At 63.3% G+C, this 14,353-nt stretch carries 12 protein-coding genes; all 12 read left to right on the forward strand.

Annotation, left to right across the window (positions count from 1 at the left end):
• The first annotated feature begins 3 nt into the window (after positions 1-3).
• The 12 genes from LB551_RS16380 (at position 4) to nuoN (ending at position 14,353) form a co-directional block, all read left to right on the forward strand.
• Positions 4-1,194 carry an NADH-quinone oxidoreductase subunit D gene (locus LB551_RS16380; RefSeq protein ID WP_140553626.1) on the forward strand — a complete coding sequence of 397 codons (1,191 nt, stop codon included), beginning with the start codon at positions 4-6 and terminating at the stop codon, positions 1,192-1,194.
• Entirely contained in the window at positions 1,195-2,472 is a 1,278-nt protein-coding gene (locus LB551_RS16385; RefSeq protein WP_224659859.1) for an NADH-quinone oxidoreductase subunit E, read from the forward strand.
• A gap of 10 nt (positions 2,473-2,482) precedes the next feature.
• The gene (nuoF, locus tag LB551_RS16390; protein WP_224659860.1) at positions 2,483-3,787 is read left to right on the forward strand and encodes an NADH-quinone oxidoreductase subunit NuoF; all 1,305 of its coding nucleotides are present in this window, start codon (positions 2,483-2,485) and stop codon (positions 3,785-3,787) included.
• A 76-nt stretch (positions 3,788-3,863) separates the two neighbouring features.
• Positions 3,864-4,559 carry an NADH-ubiquinone dehydrogenase gene (locus LB551_RS16395; protein ID WP_224659861.1) on the forward strand — a complete coding sequence of 232 codons (696 nt, stop codon included), beginning with the start codon at positions 3,864-3,866 and terminating at the stop codon, positions 4,557-4,559.
• A gap of 73 nt (positions 4,560-4,632) precedes the next feature.
• Positions 4,633-6,714 carry an NADH-quinone oxidoreductase subunit NuoG gene (gene nuoG, locus LB551_RS16400; RefSeq protein WP_224659862.1) on the forward strand — a complete coding sequence of 694 codons (2,082 nt, stop codon included), beginning with the start codon at positions 4,633-4,635 and terminating at the stop codon, positions 6,712-6,714.
• Between the two features lie 2 nt (positions 6,715-6,716).
• Positions 6,717-7,760: an NADH-quinone oxidoreductase subunit NuoH gene (nuoH, locus tag LB551_RS16405; protein ID WP_140553632.1), complete on the forward strand. Its 1,044-nt coding sequence runs from the start codon at positions 6,717-6,719 to the stop codon at positions 7,758-7,760.
• Positions 7,760-8,251 (forward strand): NADH-quinone oxidoreductase subunit NuoI, encoded by a 492-nt coding sequence (gene nuoI / locus LB551_RS16410; protein WP_140495584.1) that lies wholly within the window; start codon positions 7,760-7,762, stop codon positions 8,249-8,251. The genes nuoH and nuoI overlap by 1 nt, the downstream gene beginning before the upstream one ends.
• Before the next feature lie 226 nt (positions 8,252-8,477).
• Entirely contained in the window at positions 8,478-9,098 is a 621-nt protein-coding gene (locus LB551_RS16415; protein ID WP_140495585.1) for an NADH-quinone oxidoreductase subunit J, read from the forward strand.
• A 1-nt stretch (position 9,099) separates the two neighbouring features.
• The gene (gene nuoK, locus LB551_RS16420; RefSeq protein WP_019858930.1) at positions 9,100-9,408 is read left to right on the forward strand and encodes an NADH-quinone oxidoreductase subunit NuoK; all 309 of its coding nucleotides are present in this window, start codon (positions 9,100-9,102) and stop codon (positions 9,406-9,408) included.
• Between the two features lie 10 nt (positions 9,409-9,418).
• Positions 9,419-11,392 carry an NADH-quinone oxidoreductase subunit L gene (gene nuoL, locus LB551_RS16425; protein ID WP_224659863.1) on the forward strand — a complete coding sequence of 658 codons (1,974 nt, stop codon included), beginning with the start codon at positions 9,419-9,421 and terminating at the stop codon, positions 11,390-11,392.
• The gene (locus LB551_RS16430) at positions 11,392-12,897 is read left to right on the forward strand and encodes an NADH-quinone oxidoreductase subunit M (protein WP_224659864.1); all 1,506 of its coding nucleotides are present in this window, start codon (positions 11,392-11,394) and stop codon (positions 12,895-12,897) included. The genes nuoL and LB551_RS16430 overlap by 1 nt, the downstream gene beginning before the upstream one ends.
• Before the next feature lie 19 nt (positions 12,898-12,916).
• Positions 12,917-14,353 carry an NADH-quinone oxidoreductase subunit NuoN gene (gene nuoN / locus LB551_RS16435; protein WP_224659865.1) on the forward strand — a complete coding sequence of 479 codons (1,437 nt, stop codon included), beginning with the start codon at positions 12,917-12,919 and terminating at the stop codon, positions 14,351-14,353.

Below are 14,353 nucleotides of genomic sequence, written 5' to 3' on the forward strand. Positions count from 1 at the left end.
AGAATGGCTGAAACCTCCGTCCGCAATTTTAATATCAACTTCGGACCTCAACATCCTGCTGCGCATGGTGTTTTGAGGTTGGTTCTGGAGTTGGACGGCGAGGTCGTCGATCGCGTCGATCCGCATATCGGGCTCTTGCATCGCGGCACCGAAAAGCTGATCGAGCACAAAACCTATCTGCAGGCAGTGCCTTATCTCGACCGGCTCGATTATTGCGCGCCGATGAACCAGGAGCATGCCTTCGCACTGGCCGCCGAGCGCCTGCTCGGCATCGAGGTGCCGAAGCGCGGCCAGTTGATCCGCGTGCTCTACTGCGAGATCGGCCGCATCATGTCGCACATCCTCAACGTGACGACGCAGGCGCTCGACGTCGGCGCGCTGACGCCGCCTCTGTGGGGCTTCGTCGAGCGCGAAAAGCTGATGGTGTTCTACGAGCGCGCCTCGGGTTCGCGCATGCATGCCGCCTATTTCCGTCCGGGCGGCGTTCATCAGGACCTGCCGCAGAAGTTGCTCGAGGACATCGGCAAGTGGATCGACCCGTTCCTGAAGTCGATCGACGACCTCGATCAGCTGCTGACCGGCAATCGCATCTTCAAGCAGCGCAATGTCGATATCGGCACGGTTTCGCTGGCCGACGCCTGGGCCTGGGGCTTTTCCGGCGTCATGGTGCGCGGCTCGGGCGCTGCCTGGGACCTGCGCAGATCGCAGCCCTATGAATGCTATTCGGAGCTCGATTTCGATATTCCGATCGGCAAGAACGGCGACTGTTTCGACCGCTACCTCGTGCGCATGGAAGAGATGCGCCAGTCGGCGAAGATCATGCGCCAGTGCATCGATCTCTTGCTCGGCAAGGAAAGCACCGGGCCGGTATCGAACCTCGACGGCAAGGTCGTGCCGCCGAAGCGCCAGGCGATGAAGCGCTCGATGGAAGCGCTGATCCATCATTTCAAGCTCTACACCGAGGGCTACCGCGTGCCGGCCGGCGAGGTCTATGCGGCGGTCGAGGCGCCCAAGGGCGAGTTCGGCGTCTATCTGGTCTCCGACGGCACCAACAAGCCTTATCGCTGCAAGCTGCGCGCGCCCGGTTTCGCGCATCTCCAGGCCATGGATTTTCTGTGCCGCGGTCACATGCTGGCCGACGTCACCGCCGTCCTCGGCTCCCTCGACATCGTGTTTGGTGAGGTCGATCGCTAAATGTCAGTCCGTCGTCTCGCAGAAGCCAGCGTCCAACCAGCATCCTTCGCCTTCAACCGGGCGAACGCGGCCGCGGCCAAGCAATGGATCAAGAAATACCCGAAGGGCCGGGAACAGTCTGCGATCATTCCACTGCTGATGCTGGCGCAGGAGCAGGAAGGCTGGGTCACCAAAGCGGCGATCGAGACGATTTCGGACATGCTCGGCATGCCGCGCATTCGCGGGCTCGAGGTCGCGACCTTCTACACACAGTACCAGCTGAATCCTGTCGGTACGCGGGCGCACATCCAGGTTTGCGGCACCACGCCCTGCATGCTGCGCGGCTCGGAAGCGCTGATGGACGTGTGCCGCTCCAAGATCCACCATGACCAGTTCCACACCAACGACAAGGGGACGCTGTCGTGGGAAGAGGTCGAATGCCTCGGCGCCTGCGTCAACGCGCCGATGGTCATGATCTTCAAGGACACATTCGAAGACCTGACGCCGGAACGGCTGGCCGAAATCATAGACCTCTACGATGCGGGCAAGGGCGCCTCGGTGACGCCGGGGCCGCAGAACGGCCGCACCGGCTCGGAGCCGGCCACCGGCCTCACGACGCTGAAAAGCGAGAAGGCTATCCTTAAGTCGACCCGTGACAAGGACGCCATCGAAGCCGCCAAGGCCGCCAAGGCGGCACCCGACGCGATCATCGCGGCGCCGGTGCCAACGCCGGCCGCCACCCCTGTCGCGCCGTCCAATGCCAGCAAGCCGAAAACCGACGCGGCTGAAACCAGCCCGGCGCTGAAAACGCCGTCGCCGGCCAAGGTCGCGTCGGCAACGGAAAAAGCGGCGAGCGTCGCAGCCCCCCGCCACTCGGCGACAAACGCCAACAAGGCGGCGCCCGAGGTTGAGAAAGTTTCGAAGCCGCGCAGCGGCCCCCTGAACAAGGCTGAGCCGGCTTCCGCGTTCAAGTCGCCGGAAACCAAGATTCCTGCCAAAACGGCCAAGCCTTCGTTGGAAGACAAGAACCGGCCGGCCGGCATCGCCAGGCCGGCGCTGGTCGACGATCTCAAGCTGATCTCCGGCGTCGGCCCGAGGACCGAGGGCATCCTGCATTCGCTCGGCATCTTCACCTTCGCCCAGGTTGCGTCCTGGAAGAAGGCCGAACGGGAGTGGGTGGACAGCTATCTCTCCTTCCGCGGCCGCATCGAGCGAGACGACTGGGTCAAGCAGGCCAAGGCGCTCGCCAAGGGCGGTGTCGCCGAATATATCCGCGTCTTCGGCAAGAAGCCGGTCTGAGGGACGAACAATGCTTCAGGACAAAGACCGCATCTTCACCAACATTTACGGCCTCTTCGACAAGTCGTTGGCCGGCGCAATGGCGCGAGGCGCCTGGGATAACACGCCCGGCATCGTCGCCAAGGGGCGCGAGTGGATCGTCAACGAGATGAAGGCGTCGGGCCTGCGCGGCCGCGGCGGCGCCGGTTTCCCGACCGGCCTGAAATGGTCGTTCATGCCCAAGCAGAGCGACGGCCGGCCGAGCTATCTCGTCATCAATGCCGACGAATCCGAGCCCGGTACCTGCAAGGACCGCGACATTCTGCGCAACGATCCGCACACGCTGGTCGAAGGCGCCTTGCTCGCCGGCTTCGCCATGGGCGCGGTCGCGGCCTACATCTATGTGCGCGGCGAGTTCATCCGCGAGCGCGAGGCGCTGCAGCGTGCCATCGACGAGGCCTATGAGGCCAAGCTGATCGGCAAGGGCAACACTTCAGGCTACGATTTCGACGTCTATATGCACCATGGCGCCGGGGCTTATATCTGCGGCGAGGAGACGGCGCTGCTCGAAAGCCTCGAGGGAAAGAAGGGCCAGCCCAGGCTGAAGCCCCCATTTCCGGCCAATGTCGGCCTCTATGGCTGCCCGACCACGGTCAACAATGTCGAATCGATCGCGGTGGCGCCGACGATCCTGCGCCGTGGCGCGGCCTGGTTCTCGTCCTTCGGCCGGCCCAACAATGTCGGCACCAAGCTGTTCTGCGTCTCGGGCCACGTCAACAATCCGTGCACCGTCGAAGAGGCGATGTCGATCCCGTTCCGCGAGCTGATCGAGACGCATTGCGGCGGCATCCGTGGCGGCTGGGACAATCTCCTCGCCGTCATTCCTGGCGGCGCCTCGGTGCCGCTGTTGCCGGCCGAGCAGATCATCGATACGCCAATGGATTTCGACGCGCTGCGCGACCTCAAATCCGGCCTCGGCACGGCGGCCGTCATCGTCATGGACAAGTCGACCGATGTCGTGAAAGCCATCGCGCGGCTGTCCTACTTCTACAAGCATGAGAGCTGCGGCCAATGCACGCCGTGCCGTGAAGGCACCGGCTGGATGTGGCGGGTGATGGAGCGTCTGGTGCGCGGCGAGGCGCAGAAGCGCGAGATCGACATGCTGCTCGACGTGACCAAGCAGGTCGAAGGCCACACGATCTGCGCGCTGGGCGACGCAGCCGCTTGGCCGATCCAGGGCCTGATGCGGCACTTCCGCGGCGAGGTGGAGCGGCGCATCGACGAGTTTTCGCGCAACGCGCACCGGGCCGAGCCGGTGCTGGTGGCGGCGGAATAGAGAAGCATTGAATGGGCGAAAGCCCGGAGCGAGAAGAACGGGGCGGGGCGAACGAAGAAACGACCAGGAGAATTCTATGGCGCCGTATTCGACACCCCACCCGTTGATGCCCAATTTGGACCAGATCGAGAAGATGAACCAGGACCTGACCAGGATGATGCCGAAGGAGATGGCCGGCGCCGTCAACCTTCTGGCGCATCCTGTCGCGGGCGCGGCGGCGATGTCGGCTCTGGGACTTGGGCTCGCCAACCACGCTTTCGGCGTCTGGTTGGGTGCGCTGTCGGGCGCAGCCGAGGCGTCGCAACGCCTCATGCAGCCGCTCATCGAGGATTTCGAGGCGCGCGTCGAACAATTCGAGGATGCGAGCCTTTCGTCCACCAGAGCGCGGGCGACGGCCAAGACCCTGATCGCCGAGGCGCAGTCCTTCGCGCAGGAAGTCACCGACATTGCCGCCAGGGAGGCCGCCGCCACGGTGCCGGCAGCACAGGCCGGGCGGTCAGCGGACGAGCTTCCGGATGTGCTGCTGCCGGAGGATTTCAGGCAGCCCAAGGCTGTGGACAGGCCGGCGAAGCCTTCGGATCTCAAGAAGATATCGGGCATCGGCCCGAAGCTGGAGACGGTGCTCAACGGGCTCGGCATCTGGACGTTCCGCCAGATCGCCGACTGGTCGCCCGAAGAGATCGCCTGGGTCGACGACTACCTGTCGTTCAACGGCCGCATCGTGCGTGACGACTGGATTGCCCAAGCGGCTGTGCTGGCCGCGAAGAAGTGAATGAAATGCCGGGCGCCGCGTCTGTCGCGCCCGGGAAATGAGATTGCGGGAAATCCGCAGAGGTTTGAGGCGAATGGCAAAGCTCAAGGTCGACGGGAAAGAGATCACTGTACCCGACCATTACACGCTGCTTCAGGCGGCAGAGGACGCGGGCGCGGAAGTGCCGCGCTTCTGCTTCCACGAGCGGTTGTCGATCGCCGGCAATTGCCGCATGTGCCTGATCGAGGTGAAGGGCGGGCCGCCCAAGCCGCAAGCATCCTGCGCCATGGGCGTGCGCGACCTGCGCCCCGGTCCGAACGGCGAAGCGCCGGAAATCTTCACCAACACCCCGATGGTCAAGAAGGCCAGGGAAGGCGTGATGGAATTCCTGCTGATCAACCATCCGCTGGATTGCCCGATCTGCGACCAGGGGGGCGAATGCGACCTGCAGGACCAGGCGATGGCCTTCGGCGTCGATTCCTCGCGCTATCACGAGAACAAGCGCGCGGTCGAAGACAAGTATATCGGCCCGCTGGTCAAGACGGTGATGAACCGCTGCATCCACTGCACGCGCTGCGTTCGCTTCACCACCGAGGTTGCCGGCATTTCCGAACTCGGCCTGATCGGCCGCGGCGAGGATGCCGAGATCACCACCTATCTCGAGCAGGCGATGACCTCGGAGCTGCAGGGCAACGTCATCGACCTATGCCCCGTCGGCGCGCTGACCTCCAAGCCTTTCGCCTTCCAGGCACGGCCGTGGGAGCTGACCAAGACCGAATCCATCGACGTCATGGATGCGGTCGGCTCGGCGATCCGCGTCGACAGCCGCGGCCGCGAGGTGATGCGCATCCTGCCGCGCGTCAACGAGGCGGTGAACGAGGAATGGATCTCCGACAAGACCCGTTTCATCTGGGACGGCCTGCGCACGCAGCGCCTCGACCGGCCTTATGTGCGCAAGGACGGCAAGCTGGCCCCGGCGAGCTGGGCCGAGGCCTTCGCGGCAATCAAGGACGCCGTGTCGAAGACCACGCCCGAGAAGATCGGCGCCATAGCGGGCGATCTTGCCGCGGTCGAGGAAATCTACGCGCTGAAGCTCCTGATGACCGCACTCGGTTCGAAGAACATGGATTGCCGCCAGGACGGCGCCGCGCTCGACCCGTCGCTTGGCCGGGCAAGCTACATTTTCAACCCCACTATCGAAGGCATCGAACAGGCGGACGCGGTGCTGATCATCGGCGCCAATCCACGCTTCGAAGCCTCGGTGCTCAACGCCCGCATCCGCAAGCGCTGGCGGGTCGGCAATCTGCCGGTCGGCGTCATCGGCGATGTCGGGGATACACGCTATGACTATGAACTGCTGGGCGCAGGACCGGAATCGCTCAAGGATCTGGCCGACGGCAATGGCAAGTTCTTCCAGGTGCTGAAGAAAGCCACGCATCCGCTCATCATCGTCGGCCAGGGCGCGCTGGCGCGCCCTGATGGCGCGGCCGTGCTTGGCCAGGCAGCGAAGCTCGCCATGGCCGTGAACGCCGCGCGCGCGGACTGGAACGGCTTTGCCGTGCTGCACAATGCGGCTGGACGCGTCGGCGGCCTCGACCTTGGCTTCGTGCCGAGCGAGGGCGGCAGGAACGTCGCCGGCATGCTGGGCGAGACGGACGTGCTGTTCCTGCTCGGCGCCGACGAGATCGACATGGCAAAGACCGGCGGCGCTTTCGTCGTCTATGTCGGCACCCATGGCGACGCCGGCGCGCACCGCGCCAACGTCATCCTGCCGGGCGCCGCCTATACCGAGAAATCGGGCACTTACGTCAACACGGAAGGGCGCGTGCAGCAGACCAACCGCGCCGGCTTCGCGCCGGGCGACGCGCGCGAGGATTGGGCCATCGTCAGGGCATTGTCGGATGTACTGGGCAAGAAGTTGCCGTTCGATTCGCTGCCGCAGCTACGCGCTAAACTCTACGGCGAATACCCGCATCTTGCCCGCATCGACCAGGTTGCTACGGGCAATGCCGAGGATATCGCCAATGTGGCGAAGCTCGGCGGACGGCTAAACAAGGGCACGTTCACGTCGCCGGTCCAGGACTTCTACCTGACCAACCCGATCGCGCGGGCCTCTGCCGTGATGGCGGAATGCTCTGCGCTGGCCAAGAGCGGCTTCAAGCAGGCGGCGGAATAAGCATGGACACCTTCTTCTCCTTTTACGTGCTGCCGGCGCTGATCATCGTGTTGAAGTCGGTCGTGCTGATCGTCGTGCTTCTGATCGCCGTCGCCTATCTGCTCTATGCCGACCGCAAGATCTGGGCGGCGGTGCAACTTCGCCGCGGCCCGAACGTCGTCGGCCCCTGGGGCACGCTGCAGGCCTTTGCCGATCTGTTGAAGTTCGTCTTCAAGGAGCCGGTGATCCCGTCCGGCGCCAACAAGGGCGTGTTCCTTTTGGCGCCCCTGGTATCGGCGGTTCTGGCGATCTCGGCCTGGGCGGTCATTCCGGTCAGCCAGGGCTGGGCCGTCGCCAACGTCAATGTCGGTATCCTCTATGTCTTCGCCATCTCCTCGCTCGAGGTCTATGGCGTGATCATGGGCGGCTGGGCGTCCAATTCGAAATATCCGTTCCTCGGGGCGCTGCGTTCGGCCGCGCAGATGGTATCCTACGAGGTCTCGATCGGCTTCGTCATCGTCACCGTGCTGCTTTGCGTCGGCTCGCTCAACCTGTCCGACATCGTGCTGTCGCAGCAGGATGGGCTCGGCACCAAGCTCGGCCTGCCCAACACCTTCCTCGACTGGCACTGGTTGTCGCTGTTGCCGATGTTCGTCATCTTCTTCATCTCGGCCCTGGCCGAGACGAATCGCCCGCCTTTCGACCTCGTCGAAGCCGAATCGGAACTCGTCGCCGGCCACATGGTCGAATATTCGTCGACGCCGTTCCTGCTGTTCTTCCTCGGCGAATATGTCGCCGTCGTGCTGATGTGCGCGCTGGCCACCATCCTGTTCCTCGGAGGCTGGCTGCCGCCGTTCGACTTCGCGCCCTTCACCTGGGTGCCGGGGGTGATCTGGTTCGTGCTCAAGATCTGCCTGATGTTCTTCATGTTCTCCATGGTGAAGGCGTTCGTGCCGCGTTACCGCTACGACCAACTGATGCGGCTTGGCTGGAAGGTGTTCCTGCCGATCTCGCTGTTCATGGTGGTGCTGACCGCCGCCTTTCTCAAGATCACGGGGTTTGCGTGATGTCCGCTCTGTCCCAAGCCGCCAAATCGCTGCTGCTGAAGGATTTCGTCAGTGCTTTCTTCTTGTCGATGCGCCAGTTCTTCGCGCCGAAGGAGACGATCAACTATCCGCACGAGAAAGGGCCGGTGAGCCCGCGCTTCCGCGGCGAGCATGCACTGCGCCGTTATCCCAATGGCGAGGAACGCTGCATCGCCTGCAAATTGTGCGAGGCGATCTGCCCGGCGCAGGCCATCACCATCGAGGCCGGCCCGCGCCGCAATGACGGCACGCGCCGCACGGTGCGCTACGACATCGACATGGTGAAATGCATCTATTGCGGCTTTTGCCAGGAAGCCTGCCCGGTCGACGCCATCGTCGAGGGGCCGAATTTCGAATTCGCGACCGAGACGCGCGAGGAACTCTACTACGACAAGGACAGGCTGCTGGCGAATGGCGACCGGTGGGAGCGCGAACTGGCGCGCAACATCTCGCTGGACGCACCGTACCGCTGATATCGCATGGACAGGGGCGAGGGCCCTTGTCCGGGGATGGCCCGAAGCATTTCAGGCAAAGTCATCCCTCAGGACTTCAGAGTTGCCCATGTTTCTTTGCGCCGGGTCTTTCAACCCGGTTGGAACATGGGCTAGGACAACGCGGCTTCGCACCGGAGGCGGAACGAAGCCACAGACAACAAACAGGACGAACGTCCTGTTTGGACAGGAACCCGGGGGAACCCCAATGCTGAGTGGACTAGAGGCGGCCTTTTTCTACCTCTTCGCCTTTGTCGCCGTGGCGTCGGCGTTCATGGTCATTTCGTCGCGCAACCCCGTGCATTCGGTGCTGTTCCTGATCCTGACCTTCTTCAACGCCGCCGGCCTGTTCATGCTGACAGGCGCCGAGTTCCTGGCGATGATCCTGCTCGTCGTCTATGTCGGCGCTGTCATGGTGCTGTTCCTGTTCGTCGTCATGATGCTCGACGTCGATTTCGCCGAGATGAAGGAAGGCGCCCTGCAATATGCGCCGATCGGCGCGCTGGTCGGACTGATCCTGGCGGCGGAACTGATCGTGGTGCTCGGCGGCTATACATTCGCGCCGCAGCTCGCCTCGACGGTATCGAAGCCGATTCCCGATCTCGCGGCGCGCTCGAATACGGCAGCGCTGGGCGACATCCTCTATACGGACTACCTCTACTACTTCCAGATCTCGGGCCTCGTGCTGCTGGTGGCCATGATCGGCGCCATCGTTTTGACGCTACGTCACAAGGAAGGGGTCAAGCGGCAGTCGATCGCGGCCCAGGTCGCCCGCACTGCGGCGACGGGCATGGAAATCCGCAAGGTCAAGTCGGGCGAAGGAGTCTGAGATGGTCGTCGGCATCGCACATTATCTGACCGTATCGGCGATCCTGTTCACGCTCGGCGTGTTCGGCATCTTCCTGAACCGCAAGAACGTCATCGTCATCCTGATGTCGGTCGAGTTGATCCTGCTTGCGGTCAACATCAATTTCGTCGCCTTTTCGGCGGCTCTCGGCGACCTGGTCGGCCAGGTGTTCGCGCTGTTCGTGCTGACGGTCGCGGCGGCGGAGGCCGCCATCGGACTTGCCATTCTCGTCGTCTTCTTCCGCAACCGCGGCTCGATCGCGGTCGAAGACGTGAACATGATGAAGGGTTGACGGAACCACCATGTACCAGGCCATCGTCTTCCTTCCGCTGCTCGGCTTCCTGATCGTCGGCCTGTTCGGCACGTCGCTCGGCGCCAAGGCGTCCGAATACATCACCTCCGGCTTCCTGGTGATCGCGGCCGCGCTGTCATGGGTCGCTTTCTTCACCGTCGGTTTCGGGCATGGCGAGGTGTTCACCGTGCCGGTGCTGCGCTGGATCCAGTCCGGCGGACTGGAGGCGTCCTGGGCGCTCAGGATCGATACGCTGACGGTGGTCATGTTGGTGGTGGTCAACACCGTGTCGGCGCTGGTCCATATCTACTCGATCGGCTACATGCACCACGATCCGAACCGGCCGCGTTTCTTCGCCTATCTGTCGCTGTTCACCTTCGCCATGCTGATGCTGGTGACGGCCGACAACCTCGTGCAGATGTTCTTCGGTTGGGAAGGGGTGGGCCTGGCGTCCTACCTGCTGATCGGTTTCTGGTACAAGAAGCCCTCGGCCAACGCCGCGGCCATCAAGGCCTTCGTCGTCAACCGCGTCGGCGATTTCGGCTTCGCGCTCGGCATCTTCGGCGTGTTCGTGCTGTTCGGCTCGGTCAATCTCGGCACCATCTTCGCCAATGCGGCGACGTTCATCCCGGCTGAAGGCGCCCCGCAGGGCGCGGCGGTGCTGACCTTCCTCGGCCATGCGCTGGACAAGCAGGCGGCGATGACGATCGTCTGCCTGCTGCTGTTCATGGGCGCCATGGGCAAGTCGGCGCAGGTGCCGCTGCACACCTGGCTGCCGGATGCCATGGAAGGCCCGACGCCGGTCTCGGCGCTCATCCATGCCGCCACCATGGTGACGGCCGGCGTGTTCATGCTGGCGCGGCTGTCGCCGCTGTTCGAGCTGTCGCATTCGGCGCTGACGGTGGTGACCTTCATCGGCGCCTTCACCGCCTTCTTCGCGGCGACCGTCGGCCTCGTCCAGAACGACATCAAGCGCGTCATCGCCTATTCGACCTGCTCGCAACTTGGCTACATGTTCGTGGCGCTCGGCGTCGGCGCCTATGGCGCGGCGATCTTCCACCTGTTCACGCATGCCTTCTTCAAGGCGCTGCTGTTCCTCGGCTCGGGGTCGGTCATCCACGCGGTTTCCGACGAGCAGGACATGCGCAAGATGGGCGGACTGAGGACGCTGATCCCGACCACTTATTGGATGATGGTAATCGGCACGCTGGCGCTGACCGGCGTCGGCATTCCGGTCACCGTCATCGGTACCGCCGGGTTCTTCTCCAAGGACGCCATCATCGAGACGGCCTTTGCCGGGCATAATTCCGTGGCGGGCCTCGCCTTCGTGCTTTTGGTGATCGCCGCCGGCTTCACCTCCTTCTATTCCTGGCGGCTGATCTTCATGACCTTCCACGGCAGGCCGCGCGCGAGCCATGAGGTGATGCACCATGTCCATGAATCGCCGCCGGTGATGCTGGTGCCGCTGTTCGTCCTGGCTGCGGGCGCGCTGTTTGCCGGCATCATCTTCCACGGTGCCTTCATCGGCGAGGGCTATGCCGAATTCTGGAAGGCGTCGCTGTTCACGCTGCCGGACAATCACATCCTGCACGACATCCACGAACTGCCGCTATGGGTCGAGCTGTCGCCGTTCATCGCCATGCTGATCGGCCTGGCGTTGGCGTGGAAGTTCTACATCCGGTCGCCGGAGGTGCCGGTCAACCTGGCCGCCCAGCATCGCGGGCTCTATGCCTTCCTGCTCAACAAATGGTATTTCGACGAGCTCTATGACTTCCTGTTCGTGCGGCCGGCCAAACGCCTCGGTTCCTTCCTGTGGAAGACCGGCGACGGCACCGTCATCGACGGTCTCGGGCCTGACGGCATTTCGGCACGCGTCGTCGATGTCACCAATCGCGTCGTCAAGCTGCAGACCGGCTATCTCTATCACTATGCCTTCGCCATGCTGATCGGCGTTGCCGCATTCGTCACCTGGATGATGCTCTGATGACCGCCTGGCCAATTCTGTCACTGGTCGCCTTCCTGCCGCTGGTTGGTGTGCTGCTCATCCTGTTCATCAACGACGACAGCGAAAACGCACGCCGCAACATCCGCGCCATCGCGCTGCTGACGACGACGTTCACCTTCATCGTCTCGCTGTTCATCTGGACCGGCTTCGACAACTCGCAAGCCGGCTTCCAGTTCGTCGAGAAGGTCGCCTGGCTCGATTCCGGCATCTCCTACCATATGGGCGTCGACGGCATTTCGATGCTGTTCGTCATCCTGACGACATTCCTGATGCCGCTCTGCATCCTGGCGTCGTGGGAAGCGATCGAGAAGCGCGTCAAGGCCTATATGATCGCCTTCCTGCTGCTCGAGACGCTGATGATCGGCGTGTTCTGCGCGCTCGACATCGTGCTGTTCTACGTCTTCTTCGAAGCCGGCTTGATCCCGATGTTCATCATCATCGGCGTATGGGGCGGCAAGCGGCGCGTCTATGCCTCCTTCAAGTTCTTCCTCTACACGCTCGCCGGCTCGGTGCTGATGCTGCTCGCCATCATGGCGATGTTCTACCAGTCCGGCACGACCGATATCCCGACACTGTTGACGCACAATTTCCCCGCCAACATGCAGACATGGCTGTGGCTCGCCTTCTTCGCCTCCTTCGCCGTGAAGATGCCGATGTGGCCGGTGCACACCTGGCTGCCGGATGCGCATGTCGAGGCGCCGACGGCCGGTTCGGTGATCCTGGCCGCCATTCTGCTGAAGATGGGCGGATACGGCTTCCTGCGGTTCTCTCTGCCGATGTTCCCGCTGGCATCCGAGATGTTCGCGCCGCTGGTCTTCGCGCTTTCGGTCGTCGCCATCATCTACACCTCGCTGGTGGCGCTGATGCAGGAGGACATGAAGAAGCTGATCGCCTATTCGTCGGTCGCCCATATGGGCTTCGTGACCATGGGCATCTTCGCCATGAACCAGGAAGGCGTGCAGGGCGCGATCTTCCAGATGCTCAGCCACGGCCTGGTCTCGGGCGCGCTGTTCCTGTGCGTCGGCGTCATCTACGACCGCATGCACACGCGTGAGATCGCCGCCTATGGCGGCCTGGTCAACAACATGCCGAAATACGCCACCGTGTTCCTGATCTTCACCATGGCCAATGTCGGCCTGCCGGGCACGTCAGGCTTCGTCGGCGAGTTCCTGACTATGCTCGGCGTGTTCCGGGTCAATACCTGGGTGGCGTTCTTCGCCGCCACAGGCGTCATCCTGTCGGCGGCCTACGCGCTTTGGCTCTACCGCCGGGTGATCTTCGGCGCGCTGACCAAAGACAGCCTCAAGGGCCTGCTCGATCTGTCGACACGCGAGAAGGCGATCATCTATCCGCTGGTCGTGCTGGTCATCTTCTTCGGCGTCTATCCCGCTCCCGTCTTCGACGCGACGGCCCAGTCGGTCAAGTCGCTCGTCACCAATGTCACCGCATCCATCGGCGCCGCGCAGACCGCGGCGGCGAACTGACCCAGGGGTTTTGCGAACCATGACGCCGGACCTTCTCTCCAGCCTGTCGCTCTCGACGCCCGAGCTGATCCTTGCCATCGGCGCGCTCGCGCTGCTGATGGTCGGGGCCTACTCGCGCGCCAACACCGCCAACACCGTGACCGGCCTTGCCGTCGCCGTGCTGGTGATATCGGGCGCCTGGCTGATCTTCTCCACCGGGCAGGGCAGTGCCTACGGCAATGCCTTCATCCAGGATTCCTTCGCCCGCTTCATGAAGCTGCTGGCGCTGGTGGGCTCGGCGGTGACGTTGATCATGTCGATGCGCTTTGCCAAGGCGGAGCGGTTCGACAAGTTCGAATATCCGGTGCTGATCCTTTTGTGCACGCTCGGCATGATGCTGATGATCTCGGCCAACGGCATGATCGGGCTCTATCTCGGCCTCGAGCTGCAGTCGCTGGCGATCTATGTCTTGTGCGCGATCAACCGCGAGAATCTGCGCTCGACCGAGGCGGGCCTGAAGTACTTCGTCCTCGGCGCGCTGTCGTCGGGCATGCTGCTCTACGGTATCAGCCTGGTGTATGGCTATACCGGCAACACCGGCTTCCAGGAGATCGCGACGGCGCTGGGCGGCGGTGAGCGCCAGCTTGGCCTCGTCTTCGGCCTGGTCTTCGTGCTGGCCGGCCTCGCCTTCAAGATCTCGGCGGTGCCGTTCCACATGTGGACGCCCGACGTCTATGAGGGCGCGCCGACACCGGTGACGGCCTTCCTGGCGGCGGCACCCAAGATGGCGGCTATGGCGCTGATCGTGCGCGTCACCATGGGCGCGTTCAAGCCGATCGCTTCCGACTGGCAGCAGATCATCGTCTTCATCTCGATCGCTTCGATGGCGCTCGGCTCTTTCGCGGCGATCGGCCAGACCAACATCAAGCGCCTGATGGCCTATTCCTCGATCGGCCATATGGGCTACGCGCTGGTTGGCCTTGCCGCCAACAGCCAGGCCGGCGTGCGCGGCGTCGCAATCTACATGCTGATCTATCTGGTGATGACGCTCGGTACCTTCGCCTTCATCCTCGCCATGCGGCGCAAGGAAGGCAATGTCGAGCAGATCAGCGACCTGGCAGGCCTGTCCTCGACCAACCCGATCATGGCGACGATCCTGACCATCCTGATGTTCTCGCTGGCCGGCATCCCGCCGCTCGCCGGCTTCTGGGGAAAGTGGTACGTCTTTCTCGCCGCCATCAATGCCAACCTCTACGCGCTGGCGATCATCGGCGTGCTGGCCTCGGTAGTGGGCGCCTATTATTACCTGCGCATCATCAAGATCATGTGGTTCGACGAACCGGTCGGCGGCTTCGTGCCGATGGCCAGTGAATTGCGCCTCGTACTCGGTGTCTCCGGCGCTTTCGTGCTGTTCTATGTGCTGGTCGGCGGGCCGATCGGCACCTATGCCGAAGCCGCCGCCAAGACATTTTTCTGA

This window comes from Mesorhizobium sp. BR1-1-2 (assembly GCF_020165435.1).
Classification (GTDB): domain Bacteria; phylum Pseudomonadota; class Alphaproteobacteria; order Rhizobiales; family Rhizobiaceae; genus Mesorhizobium.

Bases quoted from the DNA above. Each gene is read 5' to 3' on its own strand.
- LB551_RS16395 (WP_224659861.1), top strand. From the start codon at position 3,864: ATGGCGCCGTATTCGACACCCCACCCGTTGATGCCCAATTTGGACCAG.
- LB551_RS16430 (WP_224659864.1), top strand. From the start codon at position 11,392: ATGACCGCCTGGCCAATTCTGTCACTGGTCGCCTTCCTGCCGCTGGTT.
- nuoI (WP_140495584.1), top strand. From the start codon at position 7,760: ATGTCCGCTCTGTCCCAAGCCGCCAAATCGCTGCTGCTGAAGGATTTC.
- nuoN (WP_224659865.1), top strand. From the start codon at position 12,917: ATGACGCCGGACCTTCTCTCCAGCCTGTCGCTCTCGACGCCCGAGCTG.
- nuoL (WP_224659863.1), top strand. From the start codon at position 9,419: ATGTACCAGGCCATCGTCTTCCTTCCGCTGCTCGGCTTCCTGATCGTC.
- LB551_RS16385 (WP_224659859.1), top strand. From the start codon at position 1,195: ATGTCAGTCCGTCGTCTCGCAGAAGCCAGCGTCCAACCAGCATCCTTC.
- nuoK (WP_019858930.1), top strand. From the start codon at position 9,100: ATGGTCGTCGGCATCGCACATTATCTGACCGTATCGGCGATCCTGTTC.
- nuoF (WP_224659860.1), top strand. From the start codon at position 2,483: ATGCTTCAGGACAAAGACCGCATCTTCACCAACATTTACGGCCTCTTC.
- nuoH (WP_140553632.1), top strand. From the start codon at position 6,717: ATGGACACCTTCTTCTCCTTTTACGTGCTGCCGGCGCTGATCATCGTG.
- nuoG (WP_224659862.1), top strand. From the start codon at position 4,633: ATGGCAAAGCTCAAGGTCGACGGGAAAGAGATCACTGTACCCGACCAT.
- LB551_RS16415 (WP_140495585.1), top strand. From the start codon at position 8,478: ATGCTGAGTGGACTAGAGGCGGCCTTTTTCTACCTCTTCGCCTTTGTC.
- LB551_RS16380 (WP_140553626.1), top strand. From the start codon at position 4: ATGGCTGAAACCTCCGTCCGCAATTTTAATATCAACTTCGGACCTCAA.